This is a genomic window from Raoultibacter timonensis (assembly GCF_022845715.1).
Taxonomy (GTDB): Bacteria; Actinomycetota; Coriobacteriia; order Coriobacteriales; family Eggerthellaceae; genus Raoultibacter; species Raoultibacter timonensis.
Genome location: NZ_AP025564.1, coordinates 1,047,992 through 1,064,411, shown reverse-complemented (window position 1 = coordinate 1,064,411; position 16,420 = coordinate 1,047,992). Strand labels below are relative to the sequence as shown.

The 16,420-nt window shown below is 61.0% G+C and carries 14 protein-coding genes; 9 read left to right on the top strand and 5 right to left on the bottom strand.

Annotated features, from left to right (window positions below; translation table 11 throughout):
• Window positions 1–17: 17 nt before the first annotated feature.
• Window positions 18–146 carry a hypothetical protein gene (locus tag MWL89_RS16300; RefSeq protein WP_279611956.1) on the bottom strand — a complete coding sequence of 43 codons (129 nt, stop codon included), beginning with the start codon at window positions 144–146 and terminating at the stop codon, window positions 18–20.
• Between the two features lie 65 nt (window positions 147–211).
• Between MWL89_RS16300 and MWL89_RS04200 the strand changes: the two genes are divergently transcribed.
• Both MWL89_RS04200 and MWL89_RS04195 read left to right on the top strand, forming a co-directional pair.
• Complete coding sequence (locus tag MWL89_RS04200) at window positions 212–466, top strand: hypothetical protein (protein ID WP_244411878.1); 255 nt, start codon at window positions 212–214, stop codon at window positions 464–466.
• A 373-nt stretch (window positions 467–839) separates the two neighbouring features.
• Window positions 840–1,457, top strand: coding sequence for a helix-turn-helix domain-containing protein (locus MWL89_RS04195; protein WP_102378854.1), 618 nt, complete (start codon window positions 840–842; stop codon window positions 1,455–1,457).
• Window positions 1,458–1,617: 160 nt separating this feature from the next.
• On the opposite strand, the gene MWL89_RS04190 is transcribed toward MWL89_RS04195, so the two are convergent.
• Window positions 1,618–3,459: a flavocytochrome c gene (locus MWL89_RS04190; RefSeq protein WP_244411877.1), complete on the bottom strand. Its 1,842-nt coding sequence runs from the start codon at window positions 3,457–3,459 to the stop codon at window positions 1,618–1,620.
• Between the two features lie 332 nt (window positions 3,460–3,791).
• Here MWL89_RS04190 and MWL89_RS04185 point away from each other — a divergent pair, with 332 nt between their 5' ends.
• On the top strand, window positions 3,792–5,177 hold the full coding sequence (locus MWL89_RS04185) for a helix-turn-helix transcriptional regulator (protein WP_180995102.1): 1,386 nt from the start codon (window positions 3,792–3,794) through the stop codon (window positions 5,175–5,177).
• 41 nt (window positions 5,178–5,218) lie between these two features.
• Here the strand turns inward: MWL89_RS04185 and MWL89_RS04180 are convergent, their stop codons facing one another.
• Window positions 5,219–5,659: a hypothetical protein gene (locus MWL89_RS04180; RefSeq protein WP_102378857.1), complete on the bottom strand. Its 441-nt coding sequence runs from the start codon at window positions 5,657–5,659 to the stop codon at window positions 5,219–5,221.
• A 97-nt stretch (window positions 5,660–5,756) separates the two neighbouring features.
• Window positions 5,757–6,566 (bottom strand): MerR family transcriptional regulator, encoded by an 810-nt coding sequence (locus tag MWL89_RS04175; protein ID WP_102378858.1) that lies wholly within the window; start codon window positions 6,564–6,566, stop codon window positions 5,757–5,759.
• Window positions 6,567–6,803: 237 nt separating this feature from the next.
• On the opposite strand from MWL89_RS04175, the gene MWL89_RS04170 reads away from it, so the two are divergent.
• Complete coding sequence (locus MWL89_RS04170) at window positions 6,804–8,960, top strand: molybdopterin-containing oxidoreductase family protein (RefSeq protein ID WP_244411876.1); 2,157 nt, start codon at window positions 6,804–6,806, stop codon at window positions 8,958–8,960.
• Between the two features lie 68 nt (window positions 8,961–9,028).
• On the opposite strand, the gene aguA is transcribed toward MWL89_RS04170, so the two are convergent.
• Window positions 9,029–10,150, bottom strand: coding sequence for an agmatine deiminase (aguA, locus tag MWL89_RS04165; protein WP_244411875.1), 1,122 nt, complete (start codon window positions 10,148–10,150; stop codon window positions 9,029–9,031).
• Between the two features lie 267 nt (window positions 10,151–10,417).
• On the opposite strand from aguA, the gene MWL89_RS04160 reads away from it, so the two are divergent.
• The 5 genes from MWL89_RS04160 (at window position 10,418) to MWL89_RS04140 (ending at window position 16,266) form a co-directional block, all read left to right on the top strand.
• Window positions 10,418–11,083 (top strand): GNAT family N-acetyltransferase, encoded by a 666-nt coding sequence (locus MWL89_RS04160; protein ID WP_244411874.1) that lies wholly within the window; start codon window positions 10,418–10,420, stop codon window positions 11,081–11,083.
• 44 nt (window positions 11,084–11,127) lie between these two features.
• Complete coding sequence (locus MWL89_RS04155; protein ID WP_244411873.1) at window positions 11,128–11,937, top strand: helix-turn-helix domain-containing protein; 810 nt, start codon at window positions 11,128–11,130, stop codon at window positions 11,935–11,937.
• A 194-nt stretch (window positions 11,938–12,131) separates the two neighbouring features.
• A complete protein-coding gene (locus tag MWL89_RS04150) occupies window positions 12,132–13,541 on the top strand; it encodes an MFS transporter (protein ID WP_244411872.1) in 1,410 nt (469 codons plus the stop codon).
• The gene (locus tag MWL89_RS04145; RefSeq protein WP_244411871.1) at window positions 13,538–14,578 is read left to right on the top strand and encodes a hypothetical protein; all 1,041 of its coding nucleotides are present in this window, start codon (window positions 13,538–13,540) and stop codon (window positions 14,576–14,578) included. The genes MWL89_RS04150 and MWL89_RS04145 overlap by 4 nt, the downstream gene beginning before the upstream one ends.
• Window positions 14,579–14,715: 137 nt before the next feature.
• Window positions 14,716–16,266, top strand: a complete 1,551-nt coding sequence (locus tag MWL89_RS04140) for an FAD-dependent oxidoreductase (RefSeq protein WP_244411870.1) — start codon at window positions 14,716–14,718, stop codon at window positions 16,264–16,266.
• Window positions 16,267–16,420: the final 154 nt, after the last annotated feature.

The following is a 16,420-nucleotide window of genomic DNA, read 5'->3' as shown; positions in this document are numbered from 1 at the left end:
AGCGCGCGCTGTCTAGCTTACGGACGAACGATGCGCTTCGCCGGCTCAAGAGCTTTGATGAGGAACTCGGGCATGAAACCGATGCGCAGCTTCGTCATTGCGCGAGCCGATTGCACCATGCCGCCGCGCACCCAATCCTGCGTCATGCACTGCGCCTCAGCACAAAGAAGTCGATTTCGAGCAGCTCGGCCAGTGCTGCCCTTGCACGAACGTGGGAGAACGGCAGAGCGCGCCCATCGATCCCAGCGTCGACAACGGCGTGCCCCTCGAGGCGGACATCATCGAAGAGCTCGTCGGCATGATGGGGCTGCCTAAAGAAGGGACGCTCACCACCGTCGAGCGATATACCGAACTCGCCGCGAAGGGAGTCGACGAAGACTTCCGCAAGGTGCCTTTCAGGTTCACCGCGGTTGACGGGGTCCGTTCCGCGCCCGCAAACTCTCAGGTTGGCTGCTCTCGGCCATGAGCGGCGTTCGCGTCGATTCCACGTACGCCCTGCTCGCGCCCCCAGCACGACCGTTGCAAGTGCACTGCAGACGCTTCATGCACGCTTTTGACAAGGCTTTGCCTCCCATAGGGGCTGTTTTGCTTGTCAAAAGCGTGCGCGAAGCGTCTGTACAAGGCAGCAAGCGGAGAGATACCGCGAAAAACATCGAACGTCGCGAACGCTCGCTTTTGGCGCAGTTCCTTTTTCGCATCGCGAGCTTAAGGTGCGAAAAGAGCGGTGCGAGACCTTTTGCTACCGCGGGTTGCCGAAACGCCATGCGCGGGTGGTGGTATCGCAACCGCGCGGTGGCGATCATTGGACTATGATAAATCCGCAGAGAGAAAGGGTTGCCATGAACATAGCCGACCGCATACAGCACTTGAGGAAGGTGAAGGGCGTGTCGCAGGAAGAACTCGCCGACAAGATCGGCGTGTCGCGCCAAGCGGTATCGAAATGGGAGAGCGAGCAGAGCATCCCCGACATCGACAAGGTCATCATCATGAGCACCTACTTCGATGTGACGACCGACTACCTGCTCAAGGGAATCGAGAACCCGCATGCAGACGAGGCCAGGCGCCCCGATGCACGCATCTTCGTCATCGTAGGCACGGTGCTCGACTTCGTAGGCGTCGTCATAGCGGCAGCGCTGTGGTACGAGCAGCAGCTACCCATGGCACTCGTCGTCGGACTCGTGTTCATAGCGCTCGGATGCATGGTGTTCGGGGTCGGCATGATCAATTCGGATCCGCGCTCGAAGACCAGCGCGCAGCGTACCTTCTGGATCGTCAACGTGTGGCTCATCGCGTTCATCCCGCTCTCGTTCGCCTACAACGTGCTGTTCACCGGCACCACGGCGCCGTACCCGCTTGTGGCGGATCCGATCATCGCGTTCGCGCTCTTCTGGCTCGTCTACATCACCCTCTGCCTCGTCGTGGTGTACTTCCAGGTGAGGCAGAGCGCGCGGGGCTAGAGCGACTTGAACGATCGCGCAGCCTTGGCGCGAAAAAGCACCGCGATATCGAAACGCGCAAAAACCGGATTCGTGCGAAGCGAATCCGGTTTTATCGTTGCGGATAGGAAACTAGGGGAAAGATCATCGAGAACCAACCCAAGCCCCTTATGCCAAGATACTACTCGACTGCTGCCCCCGCATTCTCGGCAGCATGAAGACCGGCGTTTCGTCCGAACGTCATGATGTCGGCGATGGCGTTGCCGCCCAGACGGTTCGAACCATGAATTCCGCCCGTGCACTCGCCCACCGCATAGAGGTTGGCGATGGGGCTGCCCGAGGCATCGAGCACCTGGGAATCCACGTCGATCCTGATGCCCCCCATGGTGTGATGAACGGTCGGAACCTTCTTGCATGCATACCACGGTCCCTCGGTTAACTGAACATCAGCGCTGTTGTTGGCCTCGAAACCGAACGGATCTTCCATTTCGCCCGCCACAACGGCGTTGTAAGTATCGATCGAGTCCTTGAGCTTCGCCTCGTCCATGCCCGTCGCCGACGCGAGTTCTTCGAGCGTGTCGGCGGCGATCACCGATCCGAGGGCGATCATGTCCTTAAGCCTCTCTCCATCCTTATCAGGCTCGGTCAACGAGGGGTAGCGCACCTTGTTAACGACGATCCAGTACGTCGAATTAGTCTGGTCGAATATCGCCTTGCACAGCGTATCGCGCGCCGCGCCTTCGCTTACGAACCGAGCGCCTTCCTCGTTCACGAACACGCGGTTGCGACCCGACGTTCTGATGTGCTGCATCAAGCCCGTACCCGGCGTTCCGCACGGATGGAGCTGGATATCGGAAAGCCCGATGAGTTCGGCACCGACCGATTCGGCGAGCTTCAGGCCATCGCCTTGGGCGCAGGGTTTGATGTTGGTGCAACCGATCGTTTCGTCAAGCGGCACCTCAGCCCACACACCGGTGTTGACTTGCTGGCGGTACTCGACATTCGACCCGAAGCCACCCGTCGCAAGAACGACCGACTTTGCTGTAACCGCGATTTCCTCGCCGTCTTCGCGCCGGCCCCTCACGCCGGTCACGCTTCCGTCGGATCCCGTGATGAGTTCCGTTGCCTGCGTGCCCGCCACGACGATTATTTTGTCAGGGTTGTTTGCAATCCAATCGCGGAACGCATCCGTGTAGCCGCTACCTGCGGGCTTTACCGTATAGTGGCTGCGCTCGCCAAGAGAACCCGTCGCAGAACCCACCTTCATCTTGAATGCGCAGCCTATCTCCTCAAGCCACTCCACCGACTCCATGGCATGAGCTGTAAGGAAATCGACGAGCACGGGGTCGCCGATGTTGTGGCCGCCTTCGAGAGTCGACTGGTAGAATTTCTCGACCGAATCCTCGATCCCTTGTTTTTCTTGCCGATACGGATCAACTGCATTGAGGGCCCCGCCCGACACGTTCGTGGACCCGCCGAGAATGCCGCATTTTTCCATCACGACCACCTTGGCACCGGCTTGCGCCGCACGAATCGCAGCCACGCAGCCGCCACCGCCACCACCGACCACGCATACATCTGCGGTATACTCCGTTTCCGCCGCTTCGCCTGAATCGACAACAGCCGAAAGCTCTCCGCCACCCGCTTGCCCGATGCAATCCTGCACCCCTTGGATGAGCGCCATGCTCGAAAGCGTAGCGCCGGCAACCGTGTCGACGTCGAACGATTGGGTCGATATGATCTGCTCCGCGATCCTGTCCATCGCATAAAGGCCAACTCCCGGCGATTCCAGGCTGCTGCTCGTATCGATATCGACGATCGCGTACTCGTTGAACGTCACCTCCACCGTAAAGGGCGCGTTATGCCCCATAACCTCAGCCGCATACTTACCAGGCATGAACGCAGCCGATCCTCCGCTCGGACTTCCCTGAGCTTGGCTGCACCCCGCTAGTCCCGCAAGACCTCCAGCCAGCCCCACGACTGCAGCTCCCTTGATAAACGAGTGCCTGCTTACCTGTTCCATGATTATCCTCCCTTATGCCTTGTAGGTTTCCATCGTCGGATGCGTCTGATTCGCATCCGCATCCAACGTCGTCCATCCTAGGAGCTCGCGGCTCTGCACTCTTCCGCCGAGAGAGGTGATTCGTCTTTTTCCGCTCGTTCGCAAGGGGTGGTTCACCTCACCCAAAACTAACGAGATCGCACTATGCGAGCAAAAAACACCTGAGAGATTCGACCTAATAGGTATAATCGTCCGCAGGGATCAAGGGATGGAGGTGGACTTCGTTGCACGTACTCTCGATGCTTCGCACCAAAAACGGGATCGTTCTTTTCGTTGGATGGATGTTTATCTGGATGGCTCTCGAGAAGGTGTTCTTCGGAGAAGCCGCATATTCCTACTCGACCGATCAGGGGGGATTCTTCGCATACGCGGTTGCCCTGCTCGTCATTTGCACAGCCTCCTGCGTGATCGCCGTTCGCGACAAGATGCTCGAACGCATACGCACACTTCAGGCGATCCCTCTAGCGGCCGGCGTGCTCGGAACATGCGCGCTCGGGCTTTTGGCGATCTCGTCCAACGGATCGGCGCCGCTATCCACGCCGATCGCCACGCTCTACGGCATTGTATACGCGGTCTCGTTCAGCATCGTATTTATCCTGTGGTCTGTTCGCCTGCGCGATCTTGTGTTCGAATACGGACTATTCAACGTTCTCGCCGTTTCCCTTGTTGCAATCGCCGTGAGCTTCCTTATCGTGCCGAGCACCGCACGGTCTTCGGCGTACGGCCAGGTCGTCGTCATTCTTTCGCCCCTCATCTCAGGCGTATCGCTCGCCATGATAAAAAGCGTATTCGATCGGCCGGGTTCGCCTCCCATCGAAAGCGGCCACGCTGCGAAACCCGTAAGGCTCTGCCTCTTCATGTTGGCGGCGTTCTCGTTTCTCGTGCACCTTATGGCCTATGTCGAGTTCATAGCCCCTGGCTACGTACCGATTTCCGACGAGAATCCTTACTGCTTCGCACTGCTCTTCGTAGCCATTCTCGTATTGCTTGCGATTCTCGCATGCTCCGACTCAAGCGCACGATTCTGGGACGGCATGTTCATCAACATACTCGTCGCTTCGGTTATCCTGTCGTTTCTCGTGTTCTTCATGGTTTCCGTATCGATATCGTCAGGAAGCGCCTACTCGTACGACCTAACGAAAATGCTTCGAAGGATCATCAAGATCGTCGTCTTCTTCACTGTCGCAATGATCGTCTACCGCAACGGCATGAAAGCAGCTCCGACGTTCGTACTGGTACTGCTCGTTCCCTCGATCGTCTCGAAACTGTTTCAAATGGGCCTTTCCTACGCCTACCCCCAGATTGGCAGCAAACTCGTGTTCTACATCGCCATCATCGGGTTTCTGCTGGTCGTCTGCTGGTCGCTGTTTCTTTTGTTCTACACCCGCGGGAGCGCGATGTTCTTCGCAAGTGACGAACGGGATCGAAGGGAGGCTGACGGGGAACGGGAATCACGCGCTGCGGTCGAGCTGGTTTCCGCAAGGTACGGATTCACCGATCGAGAGCACGATGTGCTCGAATACCTCGCGCTCGGATACAGCACGCAGAAGATTTCGGAACTGCTCTACATTTCGACGAACACCGTCAAGACGCATATAGCCTCTATCTACCGCAAAACGGGAGCCCACTCAAAACAAGAGATCATCGACCTCGTACATTCAGCGGGCGAAAGAACCTGATAGGTGCACGCCTTTGCCGCCCGAAACGCGGCGGTTAAGCGCTACTCGGCAGACGGCTTCTTGGAGAACATTTCCTGGCGGAGCTGCGTGGCCTCAAAGCTCATCCACGAGCATTTGCAGTCGACGACGCGGCCGTCTTCGTACGTGATCTCGATGATATTGCCCCGCTTCGTGCGAAGGCTTTCGCGTTGCGGCTCGCTCTCTTTGAGCGTTTCGTAGCGCGGCGTGTAAACCTTTACGATTTCCGTGGCGCTCTTTCCCGATTGGTAATGGACCTCGAACGTCACCATGTTCTTGCCGTCGGAGGCAAGCAGGTAGGCCTTGTCGACCGGACCGTATTTCTTGGCGCGCTTCTCGTCGACCACGCCGTCTTTCGCCTGGGATTCGCTTCCCTTGGCCGCTCCGAGTTTGCCTTTGTACACGAGCACGGCAAGCACGCCGAGAATCGCGATAACGATGATCACGCGAACGAAATCTGGCACCGGTTTCCTCCCACCACGTTGTTTTCCCATCACCGTCAATCATACCCGAAATCGGCGCCGGCACCCCTCGGGGCATCGACGCCGATTGGAAAACGATTTACGCCTGTTCGATGGGAACCTGGATCTCAGTGAGCCAATCGGCCTCGTCGGCCTGGTTCCATATGCCGTCGATGTAGCTTTCACGCGGGCTCTCCGTCACACGGTAGCCGTTGCTTTCCACCCAATCCATCACGAACGCATACGCCTGCGGCACGTCGGCGTACGATCCTTTGTGCATGACCGACGCCACGGTGACCGGGTTGGTCTCACGGAAGTAAATGCCGTCTACCTCGTTGCCGAATTCCGTGACGGCCTCGTTGTACTGGATGTTGATGTCCTTCTCCTTGTACTCCCCGTCAAGATACGTGATGAAGCAGTACTCGGGCTCGGCGCACGTAAGATCGGGATTGGCCGCCTTGACCGCTCGGCCGATCGCGGGGATGACCTCGAAGTACGCCGTGTAGTCCGGCACGGTCAGCTCTTTGGTGTACACGATGTAGCTGGGAATATCCTTGATCGTCACCTGATAGTCCATGAAAAACTCCTTCTCTTCGTTGTCCAAGATGAATGCGATGCGTGCGAGCTGCCCTTCGCGCTCGCGGAGTTCCCGGGCCACTTCGGCCTGACGCTGCTCGAGCACCGTGCGTATGTCGGCGCCGTCGAATACTCGGACGACCTCGTCGATCGAAAGACCGGCTTGGCGCAGCGCCTGTATGCGATGCAGTTCGACCAGCTGACGCGTCGTGTAGAGGCGGTATCCCGTTGCCCGATCGACCTCTTCGGGGCGGAGAAGACCGATCCTGTCGTAGTAGTGCAGCGTCTTCACCGTCGTCTTGCCCATCTTCGAGAAACTCCCAATGTAGAACATGTTCGCACCTCCTTCCACATCGCATTCAACCGTCTCCTCTTAGAGGAGGGTCAAGAAGTTTTTTGCATTTTCTCATAGTTTTCTTGCGGCTGCGAGCGCAGCCGACAGCGCACCCGCCGAAGCACCTCGCAGCGCCCGATACGTCTATCCCGAAACCCTTTTCTCGAAAGCCTGTTCGGCGCGCAAGGAAAAAGGTACTATATTCACAGGACGAGCAGTGCGGGAAAGGGGATTCTCATGACTGAAATCGAACCGGGGGAATCCAGGCACAGCACGTGCGTGCTCTGCGACGGATACTGTCCCGTCGCCATTCGAAACGATGGCGAGGTCACCGTTTCTCCGCTTAACCCGAACCTGCCCGCCATCTGCTCGAAGGCGCATCTGTGGCGCGAGTACCGCAGCCATCCCGATCGCGTGGTGAAGCCGCGTAAGAACATCGGGGAACGCTCGAATCCCGTTTGGCAGGAAATCGAATGGGATCAGGCGCTCGACGAGATAGCAGATCGCCTGTCCGCGATCATCGACACCTACGGGCCCGAAGCGCTTGCGGTTTCGGAGATGCCCCTGAACACCGGATTCGGAGGCATCACCCGTCGCTTTATGAACCACCTGGGATCGCCGAACTACATCGCGCCCACGCTTCTGTGCATGGGCAACACCGCTCAAGTGCATCGGGCGGTGTACGGATGGTACACGAGCTCGAACTGGGACGAAACCGATCTCATCGTCTACTTCGGGCAAAACCGCGGGCCCGAGCTCTGGCCCGTGGAATACCTCAAACTCAAAGCCGCACTCGCGCGCGGGGCAAAGCTCATCGAGGTCGACCCGCGAGAAACCGATACGGCGCTGCTCGCCTGCGAGCACCTTCGCATCCGATACGGAACCGATGCGGCGCTGCTGCTCGCATGGATCAACGTCATCATCGAAGAGGATTTGTACGACCACGCGTTCGTAGAAGCATCGACCGTGGGGTTTGCGGATCTCGCCGAACGGGTGCAGGCCTACGCTCCTGAAAGCGTTGCTTCGATCTGCGGCATCGACGCCGATGCCATCCGCAGGACCGCGCGTATGTACGCGAACGCCAAAGCCGCCATCATCCCGTGGGGCGTCGTGGGCGACATGCAGCGCAACTCGACCTCCGTGCTCCACGCCCAATGCATCCTGCGCGCCATCTGCGGCTTCGTAAACGTGTCGGAATTCGTCGGAGGCCCGGCCAAAGGGGCCCTCACCACTACGCAGCTCGCTGACTACCCTGCGCTGTCGCAAGAGCAGCGAGCCAAGCAGATCGGATCTGGAGCATACCCCCTCATGAGCTTCGAGGGCATGGCGCTCTTTGACGATGCGAGCCGCAAAGCGGGGATCGATTACACGCCCGACATCATGGGCTGCAGCTGTACCGCTCATCCGAACAGCCTGTTCACGGCCATGCAAACCGAAAACCCCTATCCCGTCAAAGCATTCTTCTCGGTAGCGAACAACACCGTGATGAGCTACGCCGACCAACAGAGCATCATCAACGGGCTCATGGCACAGGACCTCGTCGTCGCGTACGATCACTGGATGACGCCGACCGCCCAGCTGGCCGACTACGTGCTGCCGGGAGACGCTTGGATGGAGCGCGACATCATGGGGCCGACATCGGATGTTGCACCGGCAAGTACGTTCTGCGAAGCGTTCTGCGAGCCCGCAGGCGAATGCAAGGATTGGTACTTCGTCGTCAAGGGCCTGGCCGACCGCATGGGCCTCGGCGACGTCTTTCCCTGGGCTTCCCGCTACGAGCTGTACGACTGGCGTCTCGCACCCCTGGGAAAAACCTGGGACGGCGTTCGCGAACAGCCCGCCATACCCGCCAGGCCCGTAGCTCCGGGCGCGTTTCTCACGCCGTCGGGAAAGGTCGAGCTCAGAAGCTCCGTGCTCGAAGCGCTCGGCTGCGATCCGCTCCCCTCGTACGTCGACCCCGGCGAGCCGAACGTCGATGCGGCGGACTACCCGCTTGTCATCTTCGCGGGAGCGCGCGACGTGTTCTCCTACAACACCAACCACCATCAGATGCCGACGCTGCGCGCACGGGGACCGGAGCCCGAAGCGTATCTCAATCCCCAAGACGCCGAACGCTACGGCGTGCGCGACGGGCAGTGGGCTCTCGTCAGCACCCCGCACGGATCGATCGAGCTTGTGGTCAAGGCGGATGCGCGTCAACCCGAAAGCACGATGCGCGTGCCGCACGGCTGGTGGAAACCCGAAGCCGCCCAAGGGCTCGCAAACGGCCTAAGCAAGGCGTGCCTTCACAACGACGGCATGCTGTTCAGCGGCGAGCCGTGGAACCTCGACCCCGTACAGGGGCTGCCCAATCTGCGCGGGGGGATCCGCGCGAAGATCGAACCTGTCGCGTAGCGGCAAAGACGCTCCCGGCGGGGCGACGCGCTGGCGGGGCGGCTCGTATCGAGCGGCTTCCATGCACCCTATCGCCCGATGCCGCTCGGCTGATGTTGGGTGATGCAGTGGATGTTCCCGCCGCCGTACACCACTTCGACGGTATCGACGCCTACGACCTCGCGCTCGGGAAACATCGCTTGGATCTGCTCAAGCGCCAGCGCATCGTTTTCGTCGCGGTACTGCGGCACGATCACAGCCCCGTTCACGATGAGGAAGTTCATATACGAAGCGATGCAGGGCTCGTCGGTGGTTCGCTCGACGGTCTCGTCGACAAGGTCGATGGAGGCCACCTGCTCCCCGGTCATGTAAACGGGCTTCTTGGGCAGGCAGAGCTTATGTACTTTAAGCGAGCGGCCCCGCGCATCGACCGCCTCGGAAAGCTCCCGATACGCAGCCTGGCTCGCCTCGTAGAACGGGTCGGTTTCGTCCTCGGTCCAGATGCACGCCACCTCGCCCGGAGCCACGAAGCAGGCCACATCGTCGATATGGCCGTTCGTCTCGTTCGGGTCGATGCCGTCTCGTATCCAGATCACCTTTTCGGCACCCAGGTACTCGCACAGCTTCTCTTCGATCTCGCTCCTCGAAAGCTCGGGATTGCGACCCTCGGAAAGCAGGCACATCTCGGTTGTGAGCACCGTACCCTCGCCGTCGACGTGGATGGAACCGCCCTCGAGAACGAACGAATCGGGACGGTAGCGCACCGCGCCCGCCAAATCGGCCACCTTCACGCCCACGAGGGCATCCTTGTCCCAGGGGAAGTACATTCCGTCGACAAGGCCGCCCCACGCGTTGAAATGCCAGTGCACCGCGCGCACGTCGCCCTGGTCGTTGCCGACGAACGTCGGGCCGCAATCGCGCATCCATGCGTCGTCCGACTCCATTTCGACAACGAGGATTCGCTCCTCGTCGGAAAGCGTACGCCGTGCGGCTGCGTAATCGTCGGGTTTCGCGCACACGGTGACCGGTTCGAACCGCGCGATGGCGCGCGCCACGTCGGCGAAGGTTCTCTGAGCGGGCTTCGCCCCGTCGCGCCAGTTGTCGGTGCGATGGGGCCAGAGCATCCATATTCTCGTCTGGGGCTCGAATTCGCCCGGCATACGGTATCCGTCCCGCTTCGGAGTCGATTCGCTCTCGTAGATCGTTCTCATGGCAGCTCTCCCTCGCATCGCTTGCCGGTCTCGTTCCACCGTCACGCAGCCGACGGCGTCTTCACCGGCTCTCGACGGCATCGCCTTCCGATGTTTGCCGCCTATTCTCCCCCGAAACGACCTTTTCGGACGATTCTGTTGCGCCCCTGTTTGCTTACGCACATGCGGGCTTTCTGCATTAGCGCGCCGCGAACTCGACGTGCCTGCCAAGGTGTGGCAGAATCGGCAGTTGATTGATACGAACGTCACGAAAGAAGGATCAGCGTTATGCAGTTGCCAGGACTCGTTACCGTCAAACCCGACCAGACCGACACCATCGAGAAGCTCGCCCATATGATGGGTAAAAGCTTCATGGAGGAACTCTGGACCGAAGCCTGGCTCGAATCGCTCGACTGCCTCGGCACAACCGACGAGCGCAAGCTCGAGATATCCCGTGCGATTATGAAGTACGATTTCATGGTGGGTACGCGCCATCAGTGCTGCTACACGCTTCCCGACTTTGCCGCGGGTGCCGGAGCATATCTTTCCAGCGACCTTGACGGGCGCATCTGGAGCGACCTCGAGGACGAGGCGACCGAGCTGATGGCAGAAGCCACCCTGACGGATGACGAGAAGGCGGCGCTTTTCAAGCGCGCAGAAGAGATGGGGGGCATCTCGAACTTCAAATGGATGGTTCCCGAAGCCGACGGCGATGACTTCATCCACTTCTTCTCGATCGGCGTCAATCCCGACATGCGCGGCTCGGGAGCTTTCCGCAGGCTCATGACGCCGTTTCTCGAGTTCGCCGACAGCTGCGGCATCAACTGCTACCTCGAATGCTACACCGATCGGCTCGAGAGCCTGTACGGTCATTTCGGATTCGAAACGGTGCACCGTTTCACCGATCCGGCATTCGATGTGTACGAACGTGCAATGGTGCGCACGCCCCGCTAGCCGAAACGAGACGACCAAGCCGCACCGAGCGAGAGGAACCGACCATGCGCAGCGGAGAGATCGCACGACTTGCAGGAGTTACGGTGCGCACGCTGCGCCATTACCGCTCGATCGGGCTTTTGCCCGAGCCGAACCGCAGCGATAACGGGTACTGCGAGTACACGCTTGACGACCTTTTGCGCCTGCTGCGCATCAAGCACCTCGCCGCGCTCGGCTTCTCCCTCGATGATATCGGCGGCATGCTTGCGACCCTCGACTCCGACGACCGTTCGAAAGCGACCGATCTGCTCGACGAGCTCGATCGTAGCCTGGTAGACCAGATCGAACGACTCGAGCAGAAGCGGCGCACGCTTGCGTTTGTCCGGGCGAAGGAGCTCGATGCCGATATCCCCGTGCGGCTTGCCGCCATCGTCGACATGCTCAAGAACCACGGCCTGCCCGAGGACGCCCTCAACAGCGAGCGGGACGTCATGCTGCTCGCAGGAGCGGTGCTGAGCGAAAACGACCTCGACGAAACCGAGAGGGTGTATCGCGCCCTCGTCGAACGCGGCCTCATCGACGATTACGTGAAGATCAACGGCTGGATCATGGATCTGCCGCCCGATGCAACCGAAAAGGACAAGTCCGCTGTCGTCGAGAGGATCATCGAAGTCATGGAACCCCTCCTGGATTGCTTCGATCCGGCCAACTGGGACGAGGAGCCGACGGAAGCAGGGCTGCAAAGCGAAGCTCTCCTGAGGCAGTACCAGGCCCAATCCCTCAACCCCGCGCAGCAGGAGGTGAGCGATCGCACGATCGCGCGTATCGAAAAGCTCGTGCTCGGCAAGCGGGAACAGGCTGGTCGGCCTCAGTAGGCGACCAGCCGCAAAGCGGCAACGCGGCCCCGGCGAAGCGCCTGCCGCCACCCGCCCGGCAAACCGAACGCCATCGCACCGCCATCGCCATTCAATGTCCGCGCGGTTCACGGAGCCTGCACATTTTCGCGATGCCTCTTGACCCGGACGTAACGTCAGGGTTTTTACTCCTTTTTGAGAAGAAAGGAAGCATCATGCCCGGAAAGACCACGACCGTCCGATTCCTCACCGCGAGCGCGCTTTCGCTGCTCGGCAACTCGGTTGCGGGAATCGCGCTCCCCCTCATCCTGCTCGCCACCACCGGCGACCCGCTCGCAGCGGGTACGCTCGCCATCATCTGCGCCGTGCCTCAGGTGCTCGCAGGCGTACTCGGCGGAGCCGTGCTCGACCGCCTCAACCGCCGCAACGTCTCGATCTTCTCCGATATCGTTTCGGCGCTGTGCGTAGCCGCGCTGCCCATCGTCGATATGACGGTGGGCTTGAGTTTCGGATGGTTCGCGCTCTTCGGCGTGCTCGGTGCCGTCGGAGACATCCCCGGCATGACCGCGCGCGACGCCATGCTGCCCACCGTCGTCGAGCGTGACGGCGTGAGCCTGCAGCGTTTCCTCGGCATATCCCAATCGCTCGACTCCATCGTCACGATCGTCGGCCCCGCGCTCGCAGCCTTCCTCATGGGCATCGTCGGCAGCGTGCCGTGCCTGTGGATTACCGCGGCGCTCTCCCTTTCGGCATCTGCCGTAACCGCAACGCTCCCGCGTTCGATCGGTGCGATCGGCTCCGGTTCTGCGGCTCCCGTAGAAGCCGCAGGAAAAACCGCCTCGGTTGCCACTGTCGTGGTGCATGGCCATTCCTCGACCGCCGCGCGTTTCGGCTCGCTTGCCAAAACCGCTTGGGCATCGGCGCTTGACGGCGCGCGCGTGCTGTTCAAGAACGATCCGGTCCTCCGTGCCGCCACGCTCATGACCTTCGGCATCGTCATGGTTATGGGAAGCTACCAAGGGCTCGTGCTCCCCGTGTTTTTCACCGAGGCGAACGCGCCCGAACTGCTCGGCTATACCCTTTCCGCCATGTCGTGCGGGCTGCTCATCGGGTCGCTCGTTTACGCCGCGTTCACCCACAAGCTCAGCAGAAGGGCTTGGTACTCCTTCTCGCTGATCGGAATGGCCATAGGCCTTGCGATCATGGGATCGCTCCCACGCTACCCCGTCATGCTTGCCGGCGCATTCGCGCTTGGACTCACCGCAGGTCCCGCCTCGGCGCTGCTCGGGTTTTTCATGTTCGACCGCATCCCCGAAGCGCGGCGCGGCAGCGCGCTCGGCACGCAGAACTCGCTTTTGCTCGTCGCTGCGCCCGCAGCGCTGTTCGCCACTTCGGTGCTCGTAACGGGCATCGGGCTTGAAATCGCCTCGTGGGTGCTCGTGGCAGCATGGTTCGCCATCACCGTGGCCGCGCTGTTCGCGAAGAGCATGCGCAAGCTCGAAGAGAGCGAACTCGCCCCGAAGCCGGAAGGCACCGGGTCCGCTCGGGCAATCGGTACATCCGCCCCGAACACCCCGAACAAGCCCCGTCGCGCCAACGCGCAGAGAGAACCGGAGGCACCATGAAGGTAACCGTATCGAAAAAAACGTTCTTCACCGCCGCAGCTGTCGCGGGCCTCGCCCTGCTCTATCTCGCGGGAATCCTCGCCATCCAAGCAGCGCCGACTGCACCGACGAGGGCGATGCTCGCCGCCTATGCGTTTCCGATCGACTGCATGATCGTTCTCCCAGCCCTCTTCTACCTTCTCGTTATCAGAAGGTACGCTCTTTCGCCGTTGTTCGCGCTCCCTGTCATGTGGGCAGGCGGTGCGCTCGCCTCCTTCTTCGCCCAGGGCTCTGACACCGCGGTACTGGCCGTCCTCGGCTTCGGCGCCCTCGTCGTCGAAGTCGCTATCGCCGCCCGCGAGATCGCGCGCTTCGCCCGTGCGTTTCGCGCGGCGCGGCGCAAGACGGACGACGCCCTCGCTTGGTTTTTCGCACCGTTTATGCAGATGACGAACAACGCAAAGGCTTCGCGACTCGCGGCCAACGAGTTCGCGATGCTCTGCTTTGCCCTCTTCTCCTGGAAACGGCGCGCTCCCGCATCGCAGGACGGCGCGTTTACATACCACAGGGATTCGGGGTATGCGGCTTTCATCGCGGGCATGATGCTCGTGATACCCGTTGAAACGCTGGTCGTCCATCTGCTCGTTTCGCAATGGAGCGACGTCGCAGCATGGGTGCTCACCGCAGGCTCGCTCTATGCAACGCTCTGGCTCGTAGCCGATTGCCGCGCATCGGTGCTCCGGCCGATCGCCTTCAAGGGAAGCGTGCTCGAGATCCGTTCGGGCATGCGCTTTTCCGCCGACATTCCGCTGGAGCGAGTCGCAGCGTATGAGGAGAAGGCGCCGAAGGCCGACAAGAAGCGGATCGTCAACCTCGGCATGATGGGCACCGCGAGCGGGTGGCTCGTGTTCGACGAGCCCGTTACGGTCGAAACCTCTTTCGGAGGCGCTCGAGAGATCGAGGCGATCGGCATCGCCGTGGACGACAAAGCGCGGTTCGCCCGCATGATGAGCGAGAGCATCAAGCAGCACCATCCGATTCCCTCACCCGATCGATAAGGCTTTCACCTGCCCCGATACATCTTTCACATCGCTTTTCACATCACCTATGTGATTCCCGAAACCATGCTTGAACCTATAGTGCGTCCCATCGCACCGCTATCGTGCGAGCACGTCGATTCAATCTGGAGGGAATCATGGAAACAAACGTAACACGAAGGAACTTTCTCGCAGGTGCCGGCATCGCGGCAGCAGGTTTGGCGGCGTTCGGCCTTGCCGGCTGTTCGCCGAGCGAAAGCGCGTCGACCGCCGATTCGGGTACCTGGGATCATGAGGCCGATATCCTCATCGTAGGCGCAGGCGGAGCAGGACTCGCGGCTGCCGTCGTCGCAGCGAAGGGCGGCGCGCAGGTAACCGTACTCGAAGCGGCGGCCATGGCGGGCGGCAACACCGCCAACTCCTCGGGTGTCATCCAAGCGGCCGGCACCGAAGAGCAAAAGCAGTTCGCGGGCGTGAGCGACGACACCCCGGAGAAGCATGCCGAGTACTACCTGCAATGCGGCGAAGGACAGTTAGACGAAGAGCTCGTCCGCTTCGCTTGCGAGCAAGCCCCATCCTGCATCGAGTTCATGAAGGACCTCGGCATCAAGTACGAAGTGGTGTACGGCAACGGAACCGTACCCAACGTCGATCCCGAGGTGATCAAGCCCCGCATCCACCTCGCGGGAACCGACGAGAACGACCTCATGTACGGACAGGCGCACGTAGCCGCCCTGCTGAAGGCGGCGGAGGATGCCGGTGTCGAGTTCGTCTACAAAACCGCCGGCAAAGAGCTCGTGCAGAACGCCGACGGCGTTGTGACCGGCGTCGTTGCCGACGACAACAAACGCTATCGCGGCAAAAAGGCCGTCATCCTCGCAACCTGCAGCTACGACCGCAGCGAGGAGTTCGCCAAAGCGTTCAACTACCACATGGTGCAAGCGCTCGAGGACGGCCGGTCCCTCACGGTTGCGACCAATACCGGAGACGGCCTGCGCATGGGCATGTCGGTCGGTGCGGCGCTCGACGGTATGGGCGGGTTCATCGGGCTGCCCGGAAACATCGGCGGCACACCCACCCTTCCGGGCGTTCCCGAGGTTCCCGGCATCATCGTGAACAAGTACGGCCGCCGCTTCGTGAGCGAATCCGATCACTACGCCTGGGTCCTTCGTGCGGTCTTCTCGCAGGAAGACCATATCGCCTGGGGCGTCTTCGACTCGAAGGCAGCCGCTCTCACCGGTGCCGTCGTGGGCGGCGTGAGCCCCATGAGCGACGACTTTTCCAAGGAGATCGCCGACGGTTCGGTGCTCGTAGCCGACACCGTCGAAGAGCTCGCCGCCCAGATCGACGTGCCCGCCGCGAATCTCCAGGCAGCGCTCGACACCTGGAACGCCGATATGGCAACGCCCGAGAAGCGCGACAGCCAGTTCCCCACCCGCGCATGCGGCCTTGAAGCCATCGACACGCCGCCGTATTACGCGACACGCACCTACGATTACAACCTCGGCGCCCTCGGCGGCCTGAAGATCAACACGAGCGCACAGGTGCTCGACACTGCGGGCGAGGTTATCCCCCATCTCTACGCCGCAGGCCAGGTTGCAGGCGGATTCATGGGATCCTACTATCCCGGAACCGGCACGGGCATCCTCTCCACGCTCGCGTTCGGCCGCGCCGCCGGCGAGCACGCGCTTGCCGAGTCGGAGGCGTAAAACGCCCAGCACATCGCGTGCGGCGCACCGTGCGTGCATGTAATCGGAGCCGAAGCGTCTTGCCGCGCTTCGGCTCCTCCTTCGATTGCACCCCGAACAGCGCGGTAAGGCGACGGGCGTTTGCCGATTCCGACCTCATCGACATGCGGCCGCT